9 protein-coding genes are annotated in these 19,405 nt (G+C 54.7%); 7 read left to right on the top strand and 2 right to left on the bottom strand.

The features are described 5' to 3' along the window. The 6 genes from RMO15_RS01115 to RMO15_RS01090 form a co-directional block, all read left to right on the top strand. Positions 1-3,021 (top strand): carboxypeptidase regulatory-like domain-containing protein (locus RMO15_RS01115; RefSeq protein ID WP_309707064.1); only part of this gene is annotated, 3,021 nt, incomplete at its 5' end. A gap of 164 nt (positions 3,022-3,185) precedes the next feature. Then, positions 3,186-5,285: a hypothetical protein gene (locus tag RMO15_RS01110; RefSeq protein WP_309707062.1), complete on the top strand. Its 2,100-nt coding sequence runs from the start codon at positions 3,186-3,188 to the stop codon at positions 5,283-5,285. Positions 5,286-5,405: 120 nt separating this feature from the next. Further along, the gene (locus RMO15_RS01105; protein ID WP_309707060.1) at positions 5,406-8,747 is read left to right on the top strand and encodes a S8 family serine peptidase; all 3,342 of its coding nucleotides are present in this window, start codon (positions 5,406-5,408) and stop codon (positions 8,745-8,747) included. 342 nt (positions 8,748-9,089) lie between these two features. Beyond that, positions 9,090-11,978 (top strand): FlgD immunoglobulin-like domain containing protein, encoded by a 2,889-nt coding sequence (locus RMO15_RS01100; RefSeq protein WP_309707058.1) that lies wholly within the window; start codon positions 9,090-9,092, stop codon positions 11,976-11,978. 83 nt (positions 11,979-12,061) lie between these two features. Beyond that, complete coding sequence (locus tag RMO15_RS01095) at positions 12,062-12,769, top strand: hypothetical protein (protein WP_309707056.1); 708 nt, start codon at positions 12,062-12,064, stop codon at positions 12,767-12,769. Positions 12,770-12,832: 63 nt separating this feature from the next. Further along, the gene (locus RMO15_RS01090; protein ID WP_309707054.1) at positions 12,833-14,893 is read left to right on the top strand and encodes an Ig-like domain-containing protein; all 2,061 of its coding nucleotides are present in this window, start codon (positions 12,833-12,835) and stop codon (positions 14,891-14,893) included. Here the strand turns inward: RMO15_RS01090 and RMO15_RS01085 are convergent. Beyond that, on the bottom strand, positions 14,890-15,894 hold the full coding sequence (locus RMO15_RS01085) for a sigma-70 family RNA polymerase sigma factor (RefSeq protein WP_309707052.1): 1,005 nt from the start codon (positions 15,892-15,894) through the stop codon (positions 14,890-14,892). The two genes, RMO15_RS01090 and RMO15_RS01085, sit on opposite strands and share 4 nt — an antisense overlap. Before the next feature lie 132 nt (positions 15,895-16,026). Beyond that, a complete protein-coding gene (gene gatB / locus RMO15_RS01080; protein ID WP_309707050.1) occupies positions 16,027-17,463 on the bottom strand; it encodes an Asp-tRNA(Asn)/Glu-tRNA(Gln) amidotransferase subunit GatB in 1,437 nt (478 codons plus the stop codon). Positions 17,464-17,520: 57 nt separating this feature from the next. On the opposite strand from gatB, the gene RMO15_RS01075 reads away from it, so the two are divergent. After that, a partial coding sequence (locus RMO15_RS01075) for a hypothetical protein (RefSeq protein WP_309707048.1) occupies positions 17,521-19,405 on the top strand: 1,885 nt, incomplete at its 3' end.

Raw genomic sequence — 19,405 nt, 5'->3', positions numbered from 1 at the left:
GGGGCAACACGGGAGTACACCTATACCAATGGTAATGTGGGAGCGATCCGTACCCAGAATGCCAACGGAGGGACTGTCTACTATCTTGCCTTCGGTTTGGAGAGCATGACCAACGACTGGTACACCTTCAGTCGTACGGTTGGCTCCGTAACCCGGACGATGATTGCAAATCAAGGACGGCGCGCTCAGGTCATGAATAACTTCATCCTGGAGAGCCGGACGGGCTTGATGGCAGGTCAAGTTATTGATGACAATGGCTCACCGGTTGCGGATGCACTTGTACGTGCTGTAACAGGTGCAGGGGCAGCGGCGGGCACGGCCCTCACGGATGCATCCGGGAACTTTGTTATCCAAGGTCTGCGGCCAGGTGCCTATGGGCTTGATGGTTACAAGCAAGGCTTCTATACGCAGCATGCCACGGGCAGCCTGGTTCAAGCGGGCAACACTACCCGTGTTAGCTTAAAGCTGAAGCGGGCGAATCCAGGCCAGCTCTCTAACGTTCGCAAGCCAAATCCCTTGAGCACAACGGATCCTGAAGGCGGTGTCTTTGCACTCGACGGACGGACGGGGCTTGGAGGAGTTGAAGTTCAAGCGCGCCGCATCAATGCGGACGGGACGATGAACATCGCTACTGCGGTCTCTTCGGATGGAACAGATAGTCGCCGCCCAGGTGCCTATCTGGTCCGAGACCTGCTAGTGTGGGACGATGGCTACGAGATCCTCGTGAACTCAGCCACTCGACCTCAGCTGGACAGTGCCGGGCGACCTCAGTTCAATACGGATGGCACTCTGAGGACGGTTCCGAACCCTCTCTATAAACCTGATCTGACTAGTGTTCTTGTGGGCAGGCAGCCTCAGACGACAGTTGTCCTTGGTTCGGGAACTCTCATCCAAAACCGACCCATCACAGGGCAACCTGAGCGATGGCGGTTGATTGTTGTCGAGGATCAGACCTCACAAATGGACTTCAAGCTCGGAGGAGCTGCTCAGAAAGTAACGGGTCAGGTACTCAAGGCAAGCGATAACACACCGCTGTCCGGGGCTTTCGTTACCGCAGTAGACGAGTCGTCGGGGGCAACCATTGCCAGTGCAACCACGGATGTGAATGGCAACTACACGCTTATCACGATCAGTGGAAGCTTGGACATGATCCCCTCTAGTACCTACACAGTGACAGCATCGGCGCTCGGTTACAGCACGGTGTCCTTCCCGAATATTGTGGTAGGAGGAACGGGAACTAAGGTTCTACCTGTCTTCCGGCTCACCGCACTTCCAGATGGATCGGTCTCAGGTACCGTCCAAAAGGTTACGGGAAGTGCTCTTGAAGGAAATGTCACGATCCGCTTCTACATCGTTCAGAGTGGAGTGGTGAGTCCTAATCCTGCGAAGACCGTCGTGACTACCGCGACACTGGCGACGGATGCAACGGGCTATGGCTCTAACTTTAAGACGAACCTCTCACCGGGTGAGTATGAAGTGATTGCCGACAAGGTTGGTCTGACCTCAGATCCAACACCGTTGCCTCGGTTGATCATTACCTCGGGGACAGAAAGAAAAGCGTATAACTTCCGGATGCAGCCTGCGAAGGTGTTCAGCGATGGAATTCAGCTTATCTCGACTCCTGGTCGTTACGACTACACAACTATCACAACACGGACAATCTTTGGACTGACCCCAAGTGGTGATAATGATGGTGATGGGACTCCCAACACCGCAAATGACCGAGCTGTCTACAATCAGTTCAATGTGGCAGACTGGACGGGCTCTGAGTACAACCTGTCGCCTGACCTTCAAGTTCAGGTAGGCAAGGGCTACTTTGTCCGGTTTGGTGCACCTGCTTCGGTAACTCAAGTCGGAGTGAATTTACCAGGCGACACATTTACACTCTCTCTTGCACCAGGTTGGAACCTGATCGGGCATCCCTTCGTGAACCCGACAAGTCCTAACACACCTGCGCCGGATTTGGATCTCTATGCGAATGGTCAGATTCAAGAAGAAGGTGGCGTGGCAATGAGCATGACCGAGGCTGTTCGCCTTGGGAAAGTACGAGGAGCACTCTTTGGATACTCTGGATCCGAGAATGGATCGCAGTACTTCCAGGTAAATGTGATGAAGCCGTGGTTTGGATACTGGTTCCGTAACTTAACGAACCAGCCTCTGAAGCTGATCCTTGGGTATCCTGTGTCACGTGGAGTCAAGGTCAGTAAGAAACCTCAGACACGTGCTCAGGCTGAGGCGGGGGCTACTCGTGTGATCGAGAGCAAGAGCGTGTTGGACTATCGAATTCAGCTCGCAGTACGCCAGGGCAATAACACCGATACCGATAACACGGTTGGGGTATCACCCGAAGCGAAGGATGGTTTCGACACCCGTTTCGATACTCAAAAGCCGCCAGCACTGACCCAGGTTCCTGGAATCTATCTGGCGATTGAGGGAGAGAACGAGTCGGGACGCTCAGCAGCCTTTGCTGATGTGATCCGTGCCGCAACACCGGGAATGAAGTCTTGGAACTTCACGGTAGAAGCAAGTCAGACAGGCGAGGCTACACTGTTCTGGCCCAATGCAAACCGATTGGACAAGGGAATTGATCCCTATCTTGTTGATACGGAGACAGGCAAGCGGGTTGCGATCCGATCTGCTTCAGCCTATCGTTACCAAGCCGTCAGCAAGATCGCCCATCGCTTCCGAATCGAAGTGATGCCTGCTAAGACTCGACCACTGGCACTGACCAATGTGAAAGTTGCAGGAGGTACCCGAGGGCAGTCTGGAGCTAGCTATCGTCTGAGCTTCAATACAACACAGCCTGCTGATGTTGAGGTCGAAGTTCAGTCCTTCGGTGGACGAACGGTTCGTCGGCTACAGACCCGAGCCTCGGGTGTGGGTGAGACGGGCGTTGTGTGGGACGGGCGTGATGGCCAGGGGGCAACGCTTCCAGCGGGAGCCTATATCCTGGTTCTGACGGCTCGCGATGAGACGGGTGCGACGGTACGACAGGCTGTGCCTTTCGTAAGCGTCCGCTAAAAAACAAAAGCAACGGTAGATTCACTCCTTAAGGGAGGAATCTACCGTGCCTTTGACGAAAGACAGTAACAATACGTGCGGGGTACAATGCGAACCATGATCGAGCGGCAGGTCTGCTCGTCGGACGACAGAACTGCTACGACAATGGACGGAGGAAAAACGCGTTGAGAAACTTGGTGTTTGGGAGCTTTGGGAAGCGCATTAGCTGGTCGTTAGTAACGACACTTTTGCTGCCCTTGCTGATTCTGGCGGTGCCGCAGAAGGCGAAAGCGCAGACCACTAAAATTCCTTCAGTGGCCGCTTTAGACTTTGGCGTCTTGCCGGGTGTAGGGGCCACTCAGATTGATGGTCGAAGTGCAACAGATGCTGTTGCTCTGGAGATGACGAATACAGGGCGATATGAGATTACGCCTCGTACGGTGTTGAACCAGGAGATTCAGAAGCAGGGGCTTAGTGCACCGTTTAACAGTATCGCGATTCGTCGTTTAGGACGAGCACTGGGTGTGGACTATATCATGACCGGTGATATCGTCAACACGGTAGCGGCGAACAATCAAGTGCGAGTGACACTGAGTGTGCGTTTGATTGATATTGTCTCTGGTGAATTTGTGAACGGATCGGTACAGACAGGTACATCAACTGCCGCGCCAGCGGGCCTTGATCCTGATCGTCAGACTCAAGTTGGGCAAGCAACCTCAAACGCTGCTTTCTTGATTGTTCAGGCGATGAGCTCGTTTACACTTCCTGAAGCAACGGTTCTTAATACCAGCGACAATGAAGTGTATCTGAACCGCGGTAGTCGTGATGGAATCTCTAAGAACCTTGAGATGATCGTGACCCGTGGACGAGAGCAAGTAGGTAAAATTCGTATTAGCTCCGTTCAAGCCACAACCTCTGTTGGTAGTGTGATTGAAGCGAATAAGGGTATTAAGCCTGAAGATCATGCACGTGCTATTGTAAAGCTTCCTGGGGTTAATGTTACCAGGGATGGCACGATTGAGTCGGTTGCTTTACCGGATGTTAAGAACTATACGCCGCGCCAAAAGAACCAAAAGAGTGCCTTAGGTACGGTCATTGGTATCGTTGGTGCCGTTCTGCTTGCAGGGTTCTTGTTTAGCTCCCGCAACAGCAATAACGGTGCAGGTATAGTTGGTGTTGTTGCTCGTGCTTATGCAGATGGCTCCGTGTCTGCTTCGCTAGATCCGTCTGCAGCACGTGTTGAGCTGCGGTGGAATCATGCTCAGGATATTCCTCAGGGCAATATTCTTGAGTACCACATTTGGCGAGATGATATCCTTGTCGGGGTTGTAAGTCGGACGCAGACTCGTTTTGTAGATGATCCAAGCCGTCAGGGTACACAGGTTTACAACGTTGTTGACTATGGTCAGGATCCTTTTCAGCCCACGACGACAACTGCTGGTGGTACGACTGCTGGCGGTACGACTGCTGGCGGTACGAACGCTGGTGGTAACAATGCTGGTGGTGGTAACAATGCTGGTGGTGGTTTAGCATTGGGGACTAGCCTTTTGCCGATTACCTCAACGGTTCCTCCAATGGCTGTTGGTGTGACGCATCGCTATCGTGTGAGCGTTCTCTATAGCGCTGTTCGTGCTCCTGATTTGAATCAAAATACCAATGGCGCTGGTGGTGGTATCGGCGGTGGTGGTATCGGCGGCGGTATCGGCGCTGGCGGCGGTGGTATCGGTGGCGGTATCGGCGCTGGTGGCGGTATCGGCGGTGGCGGTAACGGCGCTGGTGGCATCGGCGGTGGTGGCAACGTCGGCGGCGGCATCGGCGGTGGTGGCAACGTCGGCGGCGGCAACGTCGGCGGTGGGGTTGTCTACCGTGAGTCTGCTCTTGAAGCACAGAGCGGTGCCGTAACCCCTCTCGCACGTCCCGCGGTGACAGGGCCGGTCTCTGATCAGAATATGCAGCGTGTCCAGGTTTCTTTCCGAACTACGCAGGGAGCAAACCAGTATGTTGTAGAGTTTTCATCAGGGCCAGATTTCAAGAAGAAGGTTCAAAAAGGTCCGTTCTTCGCGAACTTTAGCCTTGCTGCCGATAGCCGGACAGAGTCTTACGATCTCAGTACGGATTTCAAAGACCTGAAGGCGGGTAGCAGAGTCTACTACCGTGTCGGGGCTCGCAACTCCCTGGATACACCTGGTCCTATGGGGACAAATACGGTTAATGGGGATGACTATATCTACTCACAGGATCTTACATCCTTTGCGAAGATTAGTGTGCCACCTGCAGCACCGTAGCAACGTTATCAGATAAATGGGGCACAGTAACTCTGTGCCCCCAAAGAAAGTCCAAGTAAATTGGTATTGGGGTTCCGGTTGCGGTCTAGTTTGACTTCTACACGACTCCTGAGAACAACGATGAGGAAAATAACGCTTCAAGCCATTCTCGGCGGAATCTTAGCAAGCACATCATTTTTTAATGCTGTGGATACCTATGCCGCCGATCCGCCTAAGCCGCTAGCACGTGCAGGAGAGGTTATTCTGCAAGTGTCACCGAGCATGGCACTTTCTGATGTCAATCTGCTTGCTTCAAGTGCTAGATGTGAGCTGATAAAGCCACTTGCTTATTCACCGGGCGTTTATCTGCTTGGTCTCATTGGACGAAATCCTAATGCTCAGCCTCAGTTGGCGACTGCTGCCCTCGAGTCGGCGATTCGTACACTGAAAGCGAGTCCGTTGGTGCAAGTCGCTGAGCCCGATTATATGTGCTACTACTTTGGTCTTCCAAAGAAACAAGCGCCAGCACAGAGGAAAACGCGTGCCGTCGCGCCTCCTGGCCCAATGATTACTCCTAACGACCCTCAATACCGTAATCAATGGCATATGGATATGATTCGTATGCCTGAGGCATGGAATATTCAGTTCTCGCAGGATCCCCGAGTTTCGACTCTTGTTGCTGTGATTGACTCGGGCATTGAGCGAGGACATCCTGATTTTATTGATCCCACAGTAGGTTCTTTAGTTATTGAGCATCAAGCATTTGGTGGTGGAACCGCAGGTGTTGATACCGTCGGGCATGGAACTCATGTCGGTGGAACTATTGGTGCGGCAACGAATAATGGTAATCGAGTCGCTAGCGTGGCTGGCTGGGTTCGCAATGGCCTCAACGTTCGACTGGTTGATGTTAATATTGACAATGGTTCTGGTGGGGTGAGCTCATCTGGCGTTATCCAAGGCATTAATTTCGCCGCTACCCGAGGCTGCAAAGTTGCCAACTTAAGCTTGGGTGGATATGGTGTTTCCACCGCACAGCGCAATGCGGTTCGAGATGCAATCGCTGCTGGGGTTACCATTGTTGCCGCAGCGGGCAATGGGACTGTGAACCATGCTACGCTTCCAGGGTATCCATCCGACTACCCCGGAGTCATTAAGGTGACATCGGTTGGCCGTGATAGGCGTCTGTCGGGCTACTCTGATTTTGGCTTCACTGAGAATTCTCAGATCATTGCAGCGCCGGGCGGAAGTAACAATGATATTATTTCCACTTGGCCTCTCAATGGGAATCCTATTTTTGGCCCTGGAACCAATGGAATCAACAGTATCAATGGCACCTCTATGGCATCGCCGCATGTTGCAGGTGTGGTTGCCTTACTTGCGGCGGCTGGAGTCCCCTCTAACCAGATGTATAATGCACTGGCGGCGGGGGCGCAGGCTCCTGGTGAACCACTTGATCCTAATCGACATGGCCCTGGTATTCTTGATGCCTACTCGGCTCTTCTGCCATTTAGCGATGCATCACCGTCAGTGGATTTAGATTCTGCAGGAATCACATCGGGATTTAATTCAGGTGTTTCCACAAGTGGTGATCGTGGCGTGTCCTACTTCAATGCGACTCCTATCACGATTAGCCTACAGGGCGTTGGACGGATTTATTCCAATGCGCCACCCAGTGGGATAATCGGTCTTTGGTCGCTTGAACAGGATGTGACTGTTGAGATTCAGACTATTGGACGAACTCCGAGCATTGTTAAAACATTTGTGGGGGGACGAGGAGTCGCCGGCCAATCGGGTCGTTTCGAAATTCCTGTGTTGCCTGCTAATGCTCAGAAGTCTACGAAGTTCTCTGGTATTACGGTTCCTGCGCTTAATGCTGATGGGACCTATACTCCTCTAAGCCTTTCTCCTGGCCAATACCGGATTGTTGCAAAAATCAGTCAGCGTAACGCTACCGGGATTGCTTCGACACTGGAAACCGCACAGTTCTTGACAATTGTGGAGAAGCGGTTGTCGGCAGGCCGAAGCATGTTCTCCGTTCCTTTCAAGGCGGGAACCTTTATTCGACCAGTAACAGATCCTAACCTGACTCCTGAAGCCGCGCTATTGGGTAAAACAACGGTCTTTAGTCTAGCTCGTTATAACCCATTGCGTCTACCTAGTGAGGATGACTACGCTCGCTTCCGGAATACGGTTGATTCCTATAACCTACGAAGTGCGTCGAGGTTTGATATTCAAGATCAGCTCAATAGTCGCATCATTAGTTATGATACGACGCTACTGAGTAGCTCGATTGCTCCAATTGGTTTTGGATACTGGCTTGATCTAGATCGTGCCACTACAGTTAGCACGACCTTGTTGCCTTATCCGACACAAATTCCCGGGGTTAGTCCGATTGCGGAAAATGCTGTTGGGATCAATATGTACGCAACGGGTGGTGGCTGGAACATGATCGGTGCCCCCTTCTCGTACCCTGTAGACTGGAGCGTTGTGACCGTGGTGGTTGAGGGAGCCAGTTACTCTATGGCGGATGCGGTAAAGGCTGGGTACTTATCACCTGCTTTGATCGGCTACGCGAATGGTGACTATGTCTATGCCATCGCTCCTTCCGGCCAGCTCGAACCCTTCAATGGGTACTGGGTACGTGTCTTCCGTGACTGTACGCTCTTAATTCCGCCCGTACCAAGTGCTTCATCTCGACTGCAAGTGGCAGGATCTAATAGTGATGGATGGAAGGCTCGTCTGATTGCAAATGTAGCAGGTGATGTAGATGGTCAAAACTACTTTGGCCAGCTACGGAGTGCTACTGATGCAGAGGATAAGAACGATATCCTTAAGCCTCCGGCAGGTGCTGGGCATGCCTATGTGCGCTTCAATAATGCAAGCTCCGATGGCAAGAGCCGTGCTCTTGCATTTGATATGCGAGCGCTTGTAGGCAATACGATCACTCATCAAGAGTGGACTGCCGATGTTGCCACAGATCGTCCGAATGCGAATGTTGTTCTCTCCTGGGATGGGATTCGTTCCGCTCCACGTAACTCGCGACTGACATTGCGAGATACGGTAACGGGGGAGCGGATTGTGATGGGCTCACGCTCCTCCTACACCTATCGCTCTGGGGAAGCTGGTAGCTCGCGCAAGTTTGTGATCAGCATTGATCCGCAAACAAGTGGGGGGAGCCTCGCTATCCGGAATATGCGTACCGTTCAAACAGGTGGACGGGCTGCCTCTGGCTGGTCTATCCGCTTCAATACAAACGTTGATGCAGAGATCCAAGGCGCCGTTGAGACACTTGATGGACGACCCGTAGGTGATCTGATAGGTACAGGACGTTCTCAATCTGGCGCAGATACAACCCTGCGCTGGGATGGTCGCAATAAGAATGGCGGTCTGGTTGCTGCTGGTCCGTATGTTGTCCGGGTGAAAGCACGGACTGTGGATGGGCAAACTCAGGTCGAGCAGCGAGTGATTCAGATCGTTCGCTAAGCGCTCAATCGGGGTAGGCAGTCACTCAGTCTACCCCAGACTGCTGAAGAAGCAAAGAGAGGTTATTCGATGGCGATTTTCGCTGCTCGGAAACAGAAAATTGAAAAGCGTGTTTCGGGGAAAAATCCGAAGACGTTCACGATTGCATTAGGAAGCGTTTTTGCATTACTGGGACTCAGCTGTGTTGCTTTTGCAGACACAGATGGTGGTACTAGTCCTGTAGCTATTGCATTCCCTAGTGGAGGATTAGTTCCTTTTCCCCCGCCTACAACTCCTCCGTCGTATGCTTATATTTTCAATGAATATATGTCTATGACTGTAGGTTTGGCTGGGACTTGGGGAGTGACAACTCCGAATACGGATGTTCCTGGACGAATGTCGTTTGGAACCCTTGCAGGTAACCTGCGAATTAGCCAAGATGATAACCAGCCACTCCTGGGTGGAGTTGAAAATCTAGCGGGATCGCTTTTTGGTCTGTCAGAGAATCAGTGGCCCTATGGCTTTGGTGATGGGCTTACAACGACCACTGACCAAAATAATCGTCGCTACATGAACTATCCTGCCTATCTCCAGGCACTTGTGGATGGGACAACACGTGTCAACGTGGGATTTGATACGGGGCAGTACCGCCTTGCTCCGACGTTCCGTAGAACCGATGGATCTCCCGGTACCGCTGCGGATCGTCCTGTGTTACTTGCCAGCTATAATGTCGGAGCGAGTGGTGCGGTTTTCATAGAACAGCGAATCCGTTTGTTGCGGTCCACAGCACGTGTCGAGTGGACGATTATCAATACAGATACTCAGTCCCACACTGTAGGTTTACGTTGGACCATGAACGTGCGAGGCTCTGATAACTTCTACTTTGTGAACTCAGAGCGTGGTGTGAGCCCTCGTCCGGTCGTGATGGGAAGCGATCCCTCGACGCCCGGTTCGATTGTCGCACCGATCCCCGATACTCTTGATATTTTCTCGAAGCGTGCGGACACGGCAACCGATCCTGGTTTCCATAACCGACAGTCATTTCGGGGTAGCGACGCCACACTCCCTCTCTCTTTGTATCTTGCCAATGCAAGTGAGCTGGCTCCTGGAGGGACGACTCCTGCGGGACAGTACCTTCCTTTAGCACAAGGAGTTCGTGTTCCGACTTTTGAGACGGGAATTGCGACGGCGGCTTACTACGGCAATACACCACAGGGTTATGTCATTCCAGCGGGGGGACGTCAGGTAGTGGTAGCTTATATTGGAGCTGGGGGGAGCACGGATCTGATCGGAGATGATCTGGTGCTGTCCACCGAGTCTCCGGCCGCACTGCCGTACTATCCGGGGGCTGCGACGTTACCGACCGTTGCAGGGAATACTTCTGCAACGCTTGCTAGTGTTGCCTCTCAGTTTATCGGAACCCCGGTTACGGGAGTTGATGCGACAACCGGATCCACGGTTGTGACCGGAGTCACCAATCAGTTTAGGATCTTTGCGAGCGTCTACAGTCAGAAGCAGCGACTACCCGATGCCGATGTGCCCTTGAGTGGGGTGTCTGCGAGCTTGACCCTGCCTCCAGGACTGCGTTTTGCTACCGATCCTGCAACGGGCAACCGTGATGTCTCCACCAAGGCAGTCGTTCCACAAGGAGCGGCGGCTGGTGCACCAGGGACATTGGTTGGTGATCAGGATGGAGTCGTCTCGTGGCTGGTTGAGCCAACGGGTGAGGTCTACGGGCCGGTAACCTATCAGGTCGCAATCGGTGTCACAAAGCCCAACCCGTTGTCCCGATCTATTGGACGAACCATTACGATTCCTGCAACACCTCTGGTCGAGCTGAATGTTGGGACGTTCCAAATGATAGGGTTCCCGTTCCAACTTAATGCGGCGCTCTCTAACAATGGTGATCCAGATACCGTTATCAACTCCCTGAGCCGCCCGATTGATGAGCCTGTCTTGCTTTACCGTTGGGTTCCTGATCCTCTGTCTGACTCAGGAGCAGGGCGCTACATCCGCGAGACAAAGATTGAGCCTGGAATAGCGTATTTCTACCGACCTGCTCAAGGCAGCAATGGGAAGCGGCTTCTCTATGCTAAGGGAGTTGAGCCGGTCTCGCTTCAAGCACCGACGGCTAACACACAGTCGGTTCCTTTGCAGATCGTTCTCGAACGTGGTTGGAACATGATCTCCAACCCGTATGTTTATAACATTCCGCTGAACTATCTGCGCATTGTTCCTTTAGATAATAATCCGTCTCTCTCCTCAATCTCTTTTGGAGAAGCGGTACGTAACGGTGTTATCAAGGGAGGGGTTTTCTACTTCAGCCCGACCGAAGGTGGCTACCGGTTCTTTGAGGATCTGACAGCACCTATCAAGCCGTGGCAAGGGTACTGGATCTATCTCAATAACCGTGCGAGTGTCTTGTTCGCAACCCCAACCACGCGTGACTCTGTGGTGATTCCAAGTCCTGTTGGAGGCGTCTCTGAGCCTGCAACCCGTGCCCAGCAAAGTATGACTGCGGAGAACTGGAACCTGGATCTGATTGCACGTCGCTCCGATGGCAAGCAAGATGCCGCAACACGAATCGGAATGAGCACAGGGACAAGTGATGGCCGAAAGGACTTCCCGAAGCCACCCGCGCCGTTCCAAGACTACGTTCAGCTGGCAGTCGCTAAAGGCGATGGCGCTAGCCGCTATGCTCAGGTTATGAAGAACTCTGGTAGCGCAGCGACCTGGGAGCTCGTACTGGAAAGTAGCCAAGATGGGAAAGTGAACTTGCTTTGGCCAAGCCTTGCTAAGGTTCCCAAGCGGATTCACTTGAGCATCACGGATAAGCAGACGGGGCAAAAGACAAGCTTGCGTGGTTTGACCTCACTACAAGTGACGGCAAGCAAGGATCGTCCTAGCCGCTTTGTGATCGAGGCTAAAACCGAAGTTACACGTCCGCTGGCAATTACCAAACTGCAAGTTGCACCAGGTGGATCGCGCTCACTTGGTGGAAGCTACGCCTACTTGTTGGGGATTAACCAAGACGCAAACGTGACTGCAACCATACGGTCAATATCGGGCAATACGATTGGTGTGTTGGCACCGGGCCGTGCTTCCCGAAGTGGAGAAAACCGACTCGTATGGAATGGCCGCAACCAAAATGGTGCGGCAGTACCTGCGGGAACATACACTCTTGAAGTGCGTGTCACGAACGATAGTGGGGATGTCCACTTGCGAACATTGCCGGTGACGGTGATTCGGTAAAATATAATGCCCCTCGGTAGTCATTACCGAGGGGAAGGTGAAATGGAAGGACTTTCGAGCAAACTATGATGAGCCCGATATCAATGCGCACAAAATTGGCTTCCGGAGCGCTCCTGCTGACGGCAGGTCTGGCCCTCATGCCTAGCCTGGCCCATGCACAGACTCCGAGTAATGTGCTTCTCTTCCCGGCTGTTGTCAACGGTGATCGTAATGACAGCACGAAGCTTGTGGAAGATGATGTTACAGAAGCGCTTCGTAACCAGCTCACAAAGCTGGGAATTGCAGCGGTGGTCTATAACAAAAGGATCCCCAGTGTCCAGCGTGCGATCAATGAGAGCGATAAAATTATCTCAGACAAAGACGCAGATTCTGGCCCCGGTGATGACAACCGTAAAGCCAAGCGTTTCGCCGAAGTGGTTGGCGCTTCGGAGTACCTGACAGTCTTTGTGGATGATTACTCCTTTGATGCAGCGTCGCGGACGGCAAAGTTCAATCTGAGCATGACTCGCTACAATACCGAGAGTGGTCAAGCTCTTGGTACGTTTGCGAAAATGCAACAAGGGATCGCCCCGGCAGATGTTGCTAAGGGACGTCAACAAGCATCCGCTCTGGCACGCGCAGCAGTAACGGGCGGACAGCAAGCGGCTAGCTCCCTCTACCCTCAAGCGGCTGTTATAGCAAGCAATGTCAAGAACAATACAAAATCCAAGGGTAAGACACGTTCTGGTGACAAGAACGTTGTGACGATCTTTGGTGCGCTTTTGGGTGTGCTGTACTTCTCAACTCGCTAAACTCTCCTAAAACGCCCCGCTGCAAATTGAAGCGGCGGGGCGTTTTTTTGTTCTAATACTAACGTGAAAGCATTTCCACTCCTTGTCGCTAGCCTTGCCTTGACCCGTACCAGTCTTGCTGTTACTGCAATCGACTTGGAGGCGGAAAAAACGCTTCTCCGGGCCGACGGGCGCAGCACCAGTATTCTGACCGCCCGTGTCTTTGATGATCGTGGAGCCGCTGTACCGGATGGGACACGCATCCAGTTCTCCACAACACTAGGCCGACTCGATACGTTTACGGCGGAGACGCGCGGCGGTTTTGCTCGTGTAACGCTGACAGCAGCGGATCAGCCGGGTGTGGCAACAATCACGGCGAATCTTGAGTCCGGAGGAGCTGTCCCGGCACGTCGGCAGATCACGTTTAGCAACGATGCCCAAGAAACAAACCTAGGGGATCGTTGGCTTCGTATCGAGAAGTCTAGCTACATTGGCTATGCGCTGAACCTTCCCAACAACGCGGGCCCTTATCTCTATGCCGAAGATAAAAATAAGCATGCAACGCTTACCTACCAAGGGATCAAGGTTGTTGCCCAGCGTTTTATCGTAGATACCAACCGTCGTGCCATGCGTGCTGAGGGAGGGGTTGTTGTGGAGCAGGGAGGCGTGCGCCGCACCTACGACCGCTTCCGCTACGACTTTGAGCTGGGAATAGGTGACGGGGAGCGTGTCCAGGAGTTTACACGCACTCAGGTGAGTATCCGTATGCCTGGCTTGATCGAGACTATCCGTCAACGAGATAACCTGCTCCCACGAGACTCCTGGATGATCGCCGATATCTCGGGGGCGAAGTTTACGGTGGTGGCTCAGTCTGTGGCGCTAGACTTTAATAGTTCGCTCCAGTTCCGTCATGCCGTTTTCTATATTGAGGGACAAAAAACCTACTCCGCGCCACAGCACATCATGAACTTGCGTCAGCTGTCCCTCTACCGTGAGCAGCTTTTGGGCGTCGGAGCCAATGGGATTTGGCTCAACCTACCTTACTACTACAATGTCCAGCCACGTGGGGTGGGGACGCTCTTTTTGCGTCGAGGAGCGCCGTTTGGCTCTTCGGTTTATTCTCAGCGCCTTGGTTGGAACCTGGATCTAGAGCAGAGCTATAACACAGGGAGCCTAGAGGGGCAGTTTCAGGTTCTCAATCTCGCTAGCAAAGATCGTGGAATGCGGCTGCAACACAACCAGAAGCTAGATAAAAAGACAGATGCTAGTCTGTTTATGGATGTAGTCGGTGGGAAAGATGTCTTTGGTAGTACGCAGATTGGGCATAACTTCTCAGATTTTCGGGTCAATGTCAGTGCGGCGCTCAACCGCTACCGAGGCTTTACGGATACTGCGAGTGGAGCTTCTATTGCTCCGAGTGGGGACTGGCGGGTGCAGTCTCTTATGGAGACCTACCCCAAGCTCGTTCGGCCCAAGGCACGCGTTCGCTATACGATCTCTAGCGCGGCTACGGAGCAGCGTTTCTTCGGGAGCACCTCACGGACGATTAAGACGCAGAACCTGGGGACACGTCTCTCCGCAGATCCCATCAAACTAGATCGCCAACTGACGCTTACACAGTCGGGAGTGCTGGGCTATACCTGGGTCAGTGCCCCTGTGGGAACGTCTGGGGCAGGCAGCTCGGGCTCTTCGATTCAGACGACGACCGCATTGGCACAGCCCGTGCGCTGGCGCTCGGAGGGATTGGGGACGTTTCAGCTCAGCTACGACTTCTTTCAGACTCCCCCCCTATTTGTCGCCACGGGCCCAACGACTCCCACAACGGGTGTGCCGATCGTGAACCGGCAAGGACGTCAGCGCCTGAGCGCCTCTACGTTTCTGAGCAAAGGGGAGAAATGGAGCTTTTCGCTCAATGGCTCACGGGGACTAGACACATTCCAGAGTACGCTCTTTGCGGAGACGCGGGTCGCACTGACTGGCCCCTGGTCCGCACGACTGCGCCTGACGGAGGCGCAGTTTACGTCCGTTGGCTACCGCGACTTCGAGTACTCTCTGATACGCTCAATCAACGGGCGAGAAGTGGCGCTTTACTACTCCACGATTGCGCGCCGCCTCCAGCTTGACCTCACGGGCCTGAGTTTTTAGAACTTCTCTTGAGGGCCGAGGCGACGGAGCTTCTTGATCGCCCGCAGCTCGATCTGGCGGACGCGCTCACGGGTGACATGAAGCTGCAGGCCCACTTCTTCCAAGGTGCAAGGCGCATCGCCTTCGAGTCCGAAGCGCAGGCTCAGCACCTCACGCTCCCGGTCGGAGAGCTGTGAGAGAACTCCTTCGAGTTCTTCGCGGCGGATCAGGTTCATCGCCACATCGGAGGGAGTAGGGGTGGACTGTGCCTGTAGAAAATCACCCAGCTGCGACGACTCTCGATCCCCAATGGGTGCTTCTAAAGAGAGTGGCTCCGCGGCGGCGCGAAGGATCTCCTCGACCCGCTCGGGGGGCATGGAGACAGCGGCAGCAATCTCTTCTAGACTCGGCTCGCGGGCGAGCTCCTGACGGAGTGCTCCGGCGGTGCGGGAGACCTTGTGGATCATGTCCGCGACATAGACGGGAATGCGAATGGTGCGGCCCTGGTTGATCACGGCGCGCGCAATGGAGCGGCGAATCCACCAGGTGGCGTAGGTGGAGAAGCGAAAACCACGGTCCGGGTCGAACTTCTCGACGGCACGGATGAGCCCGATGGTACCTTCTTGGATCAGATCGGCAAGGGCAACGCCAGGAACCGAGTAGCGGCGTGCTACGGAGATCACAAGGCGTAGGTTGGACTCAATGAGCATGTCCTTGGCCTGCTGATCGCCACGGGCAACACGGCGCGCTAGGGTTACTTCCTCTAGGGCCGTGAGGAGTCGCGAGGAGCGGGGATGCCCCAGATACCGTCTAAGCTGTTGCTCCTGCTCACGGGCATCGTATGCGCTCGCACTCTCTTTTTCTTCTAGCTCATCTGTGTAGGCGGGACTCGATGAGCTAAAGCCATCTTCGTCACCGCCGTGCGAGTTTGAGAACACCTGTGAGGGTTCTGAAGAGGAGGCGCTACGGACTCGGTTCATCGTTGAGAAGACCGGGTGATCCTTGAGAGGGAGAGTTCCCATCCTGGACATTCTTGCTCTGCCTTAACTTCCGTCTGCGGTAGATTCAGGAGGCCTTAACCTCCCTATTTATTAAACAGCAAAAACAGTAAAAACGCTCCCGAAATTGCGGAGAATTTTAGGAGCGTTTTTACTCTATGCAAGCGCCTCGTCTAGCAACCGGTTGACGTCATCGGGGCGGGCTTGGCCACGTGCTTCTTTCATCACTTGACCTACCAAAAAACCCTTGCTTTTTTCATTTCCGGCTTTGATTTTTGCCACGATATCGGGGTTGGCCGCGATTACCTTCTGGACAATCTCCTGGACTACCCCTGCATCGGCGACTTTAATGCCACGCTCCTCAATAAGCTGTTCGACACTCTTACTGTCGGTGTGCATGGACTCGATCAGCTCTTTGGCTATCTTACCCGTGATCGTGCCCTTGCCAATGGCATTGACTAGCCCTGCGAGGTGCTCTGCGGTGATCGGTGTGCCATGAACGGGCTGATTGGCCGCGTTGGCGAGGCGCGTGAGGTCCCCGAGCATCCAGTTGGCGATAAGTTTGGGATCGGCGAGCTTGGCGGCGGCCTCAAAGAAGTCCGCCATGCCCCGCTCGCTCACTAGCTGGGCGGCGTCTGTGGCAGGCAGGCCGTACTCTTGTATAAAGCGGCGCTTGCGGGGGATCGGCAGCTCGGGGAGGCTGGCGCGGAGACTCTCAATGTACTCTTCGAGAAACTCAATCGGGATCAGATCAGGCTCAGGGAAGTAGCGGTACTCCTGCTCGCTCTCTTTGACACGCTGGAGGACACTCTCGTTTTTCTCGGAGTCCCAGCCGAACGTAGCCTGGATAATCGGCTCGCCTTTGGCAATCGCGGCGATCTGACGCTTGGCCTCGTACTCCACGCCCTGCTGCACAAAGCGAAACGAGTTGAGGTTTTTGATCTCGGTCTTGATCCCGTAGACCTCGCTGCCTTTTTCGCGCACTGAGGGATTCGGCTCCACGCGCAAGCTACCCTGCTCCATCTTGCCGTCGCTCACGTCTAAGTAGAGCAGGATCGAGCGCAGGGTCTCGGCGTAGAGCCGCGCCTCCTCGCCACTCTCCACATCGGGCGGAAAGTCCGTCACGATCTCCATCAGTGGCACGCCCGCGCGATTATAGTCCATCACGGAGTAGCCCAAGCCGTCCACGTGCTGCGACTTGCCGGTGTCTTCCTCTAAGTGGGCACGGGTGATCCGAATCTTCTTGAGGCTGCCGTCCTCACGCTCGATCTCTAGGTAGCCGTTGATCCCAATAGGTGTGTTGCCGTACTGACTCACTTGGTAGCCCTTGGGCAGATCGGGGTAGAAATAGTTCTTGCGGTGAAAGATCGTCCGCATCGAGATCTCGCAGTTGAGCGCAAGCGCCGTACGTACCACGTGCTCCACGGCTTGCTTGTTAAACACCGGAAGCGTTCCGGGCAGGCCCAGACAGATAGGGCAGCAGCGGGTGTTGGGCTCACCCCCAAAGGCGTTCTCACACCCACAGAACATCTTAGATTTGGTCAGAAGCTCGGCATGGCACTCCATCCCGACCGACACCACATACTCAGGCATGCGGTTATTGTATCGCGCTCGAAGTGGTAGTGTGGTAGTAATAGCCTGAGAGAATTTATGTCTGCGACGACAAAACGTGTTTGGAGTGTCTTAATTTTAGGGGAAGTGGAGGTGCGCGATGCAGCGGGCCAGCGGGTTGTCTTTCCGGGACACTACTCGGAGGCTCTCTTTGCCTATCTCTGCCTAGAGCCGGGTAAGGTTCATACTCGGGAATCTCTGGCAGAGCTTCTCTGGCCGAACCAGGAGCTGACTAGCAAGCGTACCCGCCTGCGCCAGGAGCTGAGTGTCCTGCGGCAGCTCTTTGGAGTCGCTGAGGGGGGCGGTGCCCTCCAGATCACTCGCACCAGCGTCTCTATCGTGGCCGAGGCCATTTCGACCGACCTCCAGCAGTTCAAGGCCGCGCTCACTCTGCTGCGCTCGCCTCGTGAGGAGCAAGAGGTCATGGCAGCACTTGCCCTGTACCGGGGAGTGTTGCTTCAAGGGCACGATGAGCTCGCCAATGGCCACCGGCGCGAGGTGGAGCATGCACTCGACGAGCTGCTCTGGTGGCAGGTACGCCGTGCACGCGAGCAAGGGAAGAACCAGGAAGCCCAGGAGGGGCTTCGATGGCTCTTGGTGCGCGATAACCTGAATCTAGAGGCGCATGGGGAGCTGATGCGGCTTGCCCAGGCACAGGGAGATCTGGGGGCAGTCCGACGGCAGTACCAGGAGGCAGAGGAGGCTTGGCGGACACTGCTGGCCAGTGCTCCTCCCGCGGCTCTCACCACGCTGGCAGCGGAGCTTGCTCAGACGGCGCAGATTCCCCCAATAGCCACACCTCGCCCGAGTGTTGCCACGCCCCTCGCGGAATCACTGCCTCTTGCCTTAGTTCCAGCCGTTGCTAAGGGAGCGAGACGGCGCCGTCCGCCGCTTCCCTGGCTCTATGGGCTTTTGCTCCTACTGTTGATTAGCGTTGGGATTCTGAAGCAGAACGCGAAAAAAACAGCCTCTCCTCCGCGCTCCCCGGTGCGCTGGCAGTATCAGGACAGCCCCGGGCTGGGGGAGAAGACTGTCCAGGGAGAGCGGAGCTCGGAGGGGACGTCTGTAGCCGTTCTGCCTGATGGCCGGGTCTGTGCAGTGGGGCTGGTAGATACAGAGAAAGAGGATGTGGATATCCTCACGGTCTTCTTCTCACCTGACGGCACACTTCTCAAGCGGCACCGTTTCTCCGGGCCGGGCCACGACTGTGATCGGGCGTTCTCGGTGGCTGTTAGCGATCCGAAGAGCTTCTATGTGGCAGGCGAGTCCTACTTTCCCGAGGCTCCTGGCCGACCTGAGGGCTGGCGACTGACCCTGCTAAAGTACGATGGCGATGGCAACCTGCTCTGGTCGCGGTTTTCCACGGAGCCTACCAAGAATGAGGAGCACCGTATCTGTGTGATTCCCGATGGGCAGGGGGGGGCCTATCTGGGAGGGACGGCGCTCGTGGCGGGAAAGCGTCAGCCGCTCCTGCTTCACTACGCAGGCGATGGTACCCCGCTCTGGAGCCGTTTGGTGCCGGTGCGAGGGAGAGAGGCTGTCCTAGGCGCACTCTGCACCAACACACGCGGGGAGGTCTTTCTGGCCGGTACCACCTCGGCACCGGATAATCCCAATACAGACTGGCTGGCTGCTGGTTTTAGCCCGAAGGGTCAGGCGCTCTGGCAACATACTATGGATGGGCCTGGGCATAGTGCTGATAAAGCCGGGGCGATCCAGGTCAGCCGCTTCGATCAGGTCTTCGTTGCGGGGACACTGGGGCTGGCAACACCAGCGGGTTCCGTTCTTGCGGTGGCACTCTACACTACCTTGGGAGAGCATCGAGGCACTTTTTGGGACTCAGAAGTGCAACCGGATATGCGCCTGGAGAGTGCTCATCTCTCCAGCAATGGTATTCGCATGGCGCTGGCAGGGCAGTTCACCC

The organism is Armatimonas sp. (assembly GCF_031410135.1).
Lineage (GTDB): Bacteria > Armatimonadota > Armatimonadia > Armatimonadales > Armatimonadaceae > Armatimonas.
This window is presented reverse-complemented; position numbering and strand designations above follow the sequence as displayed.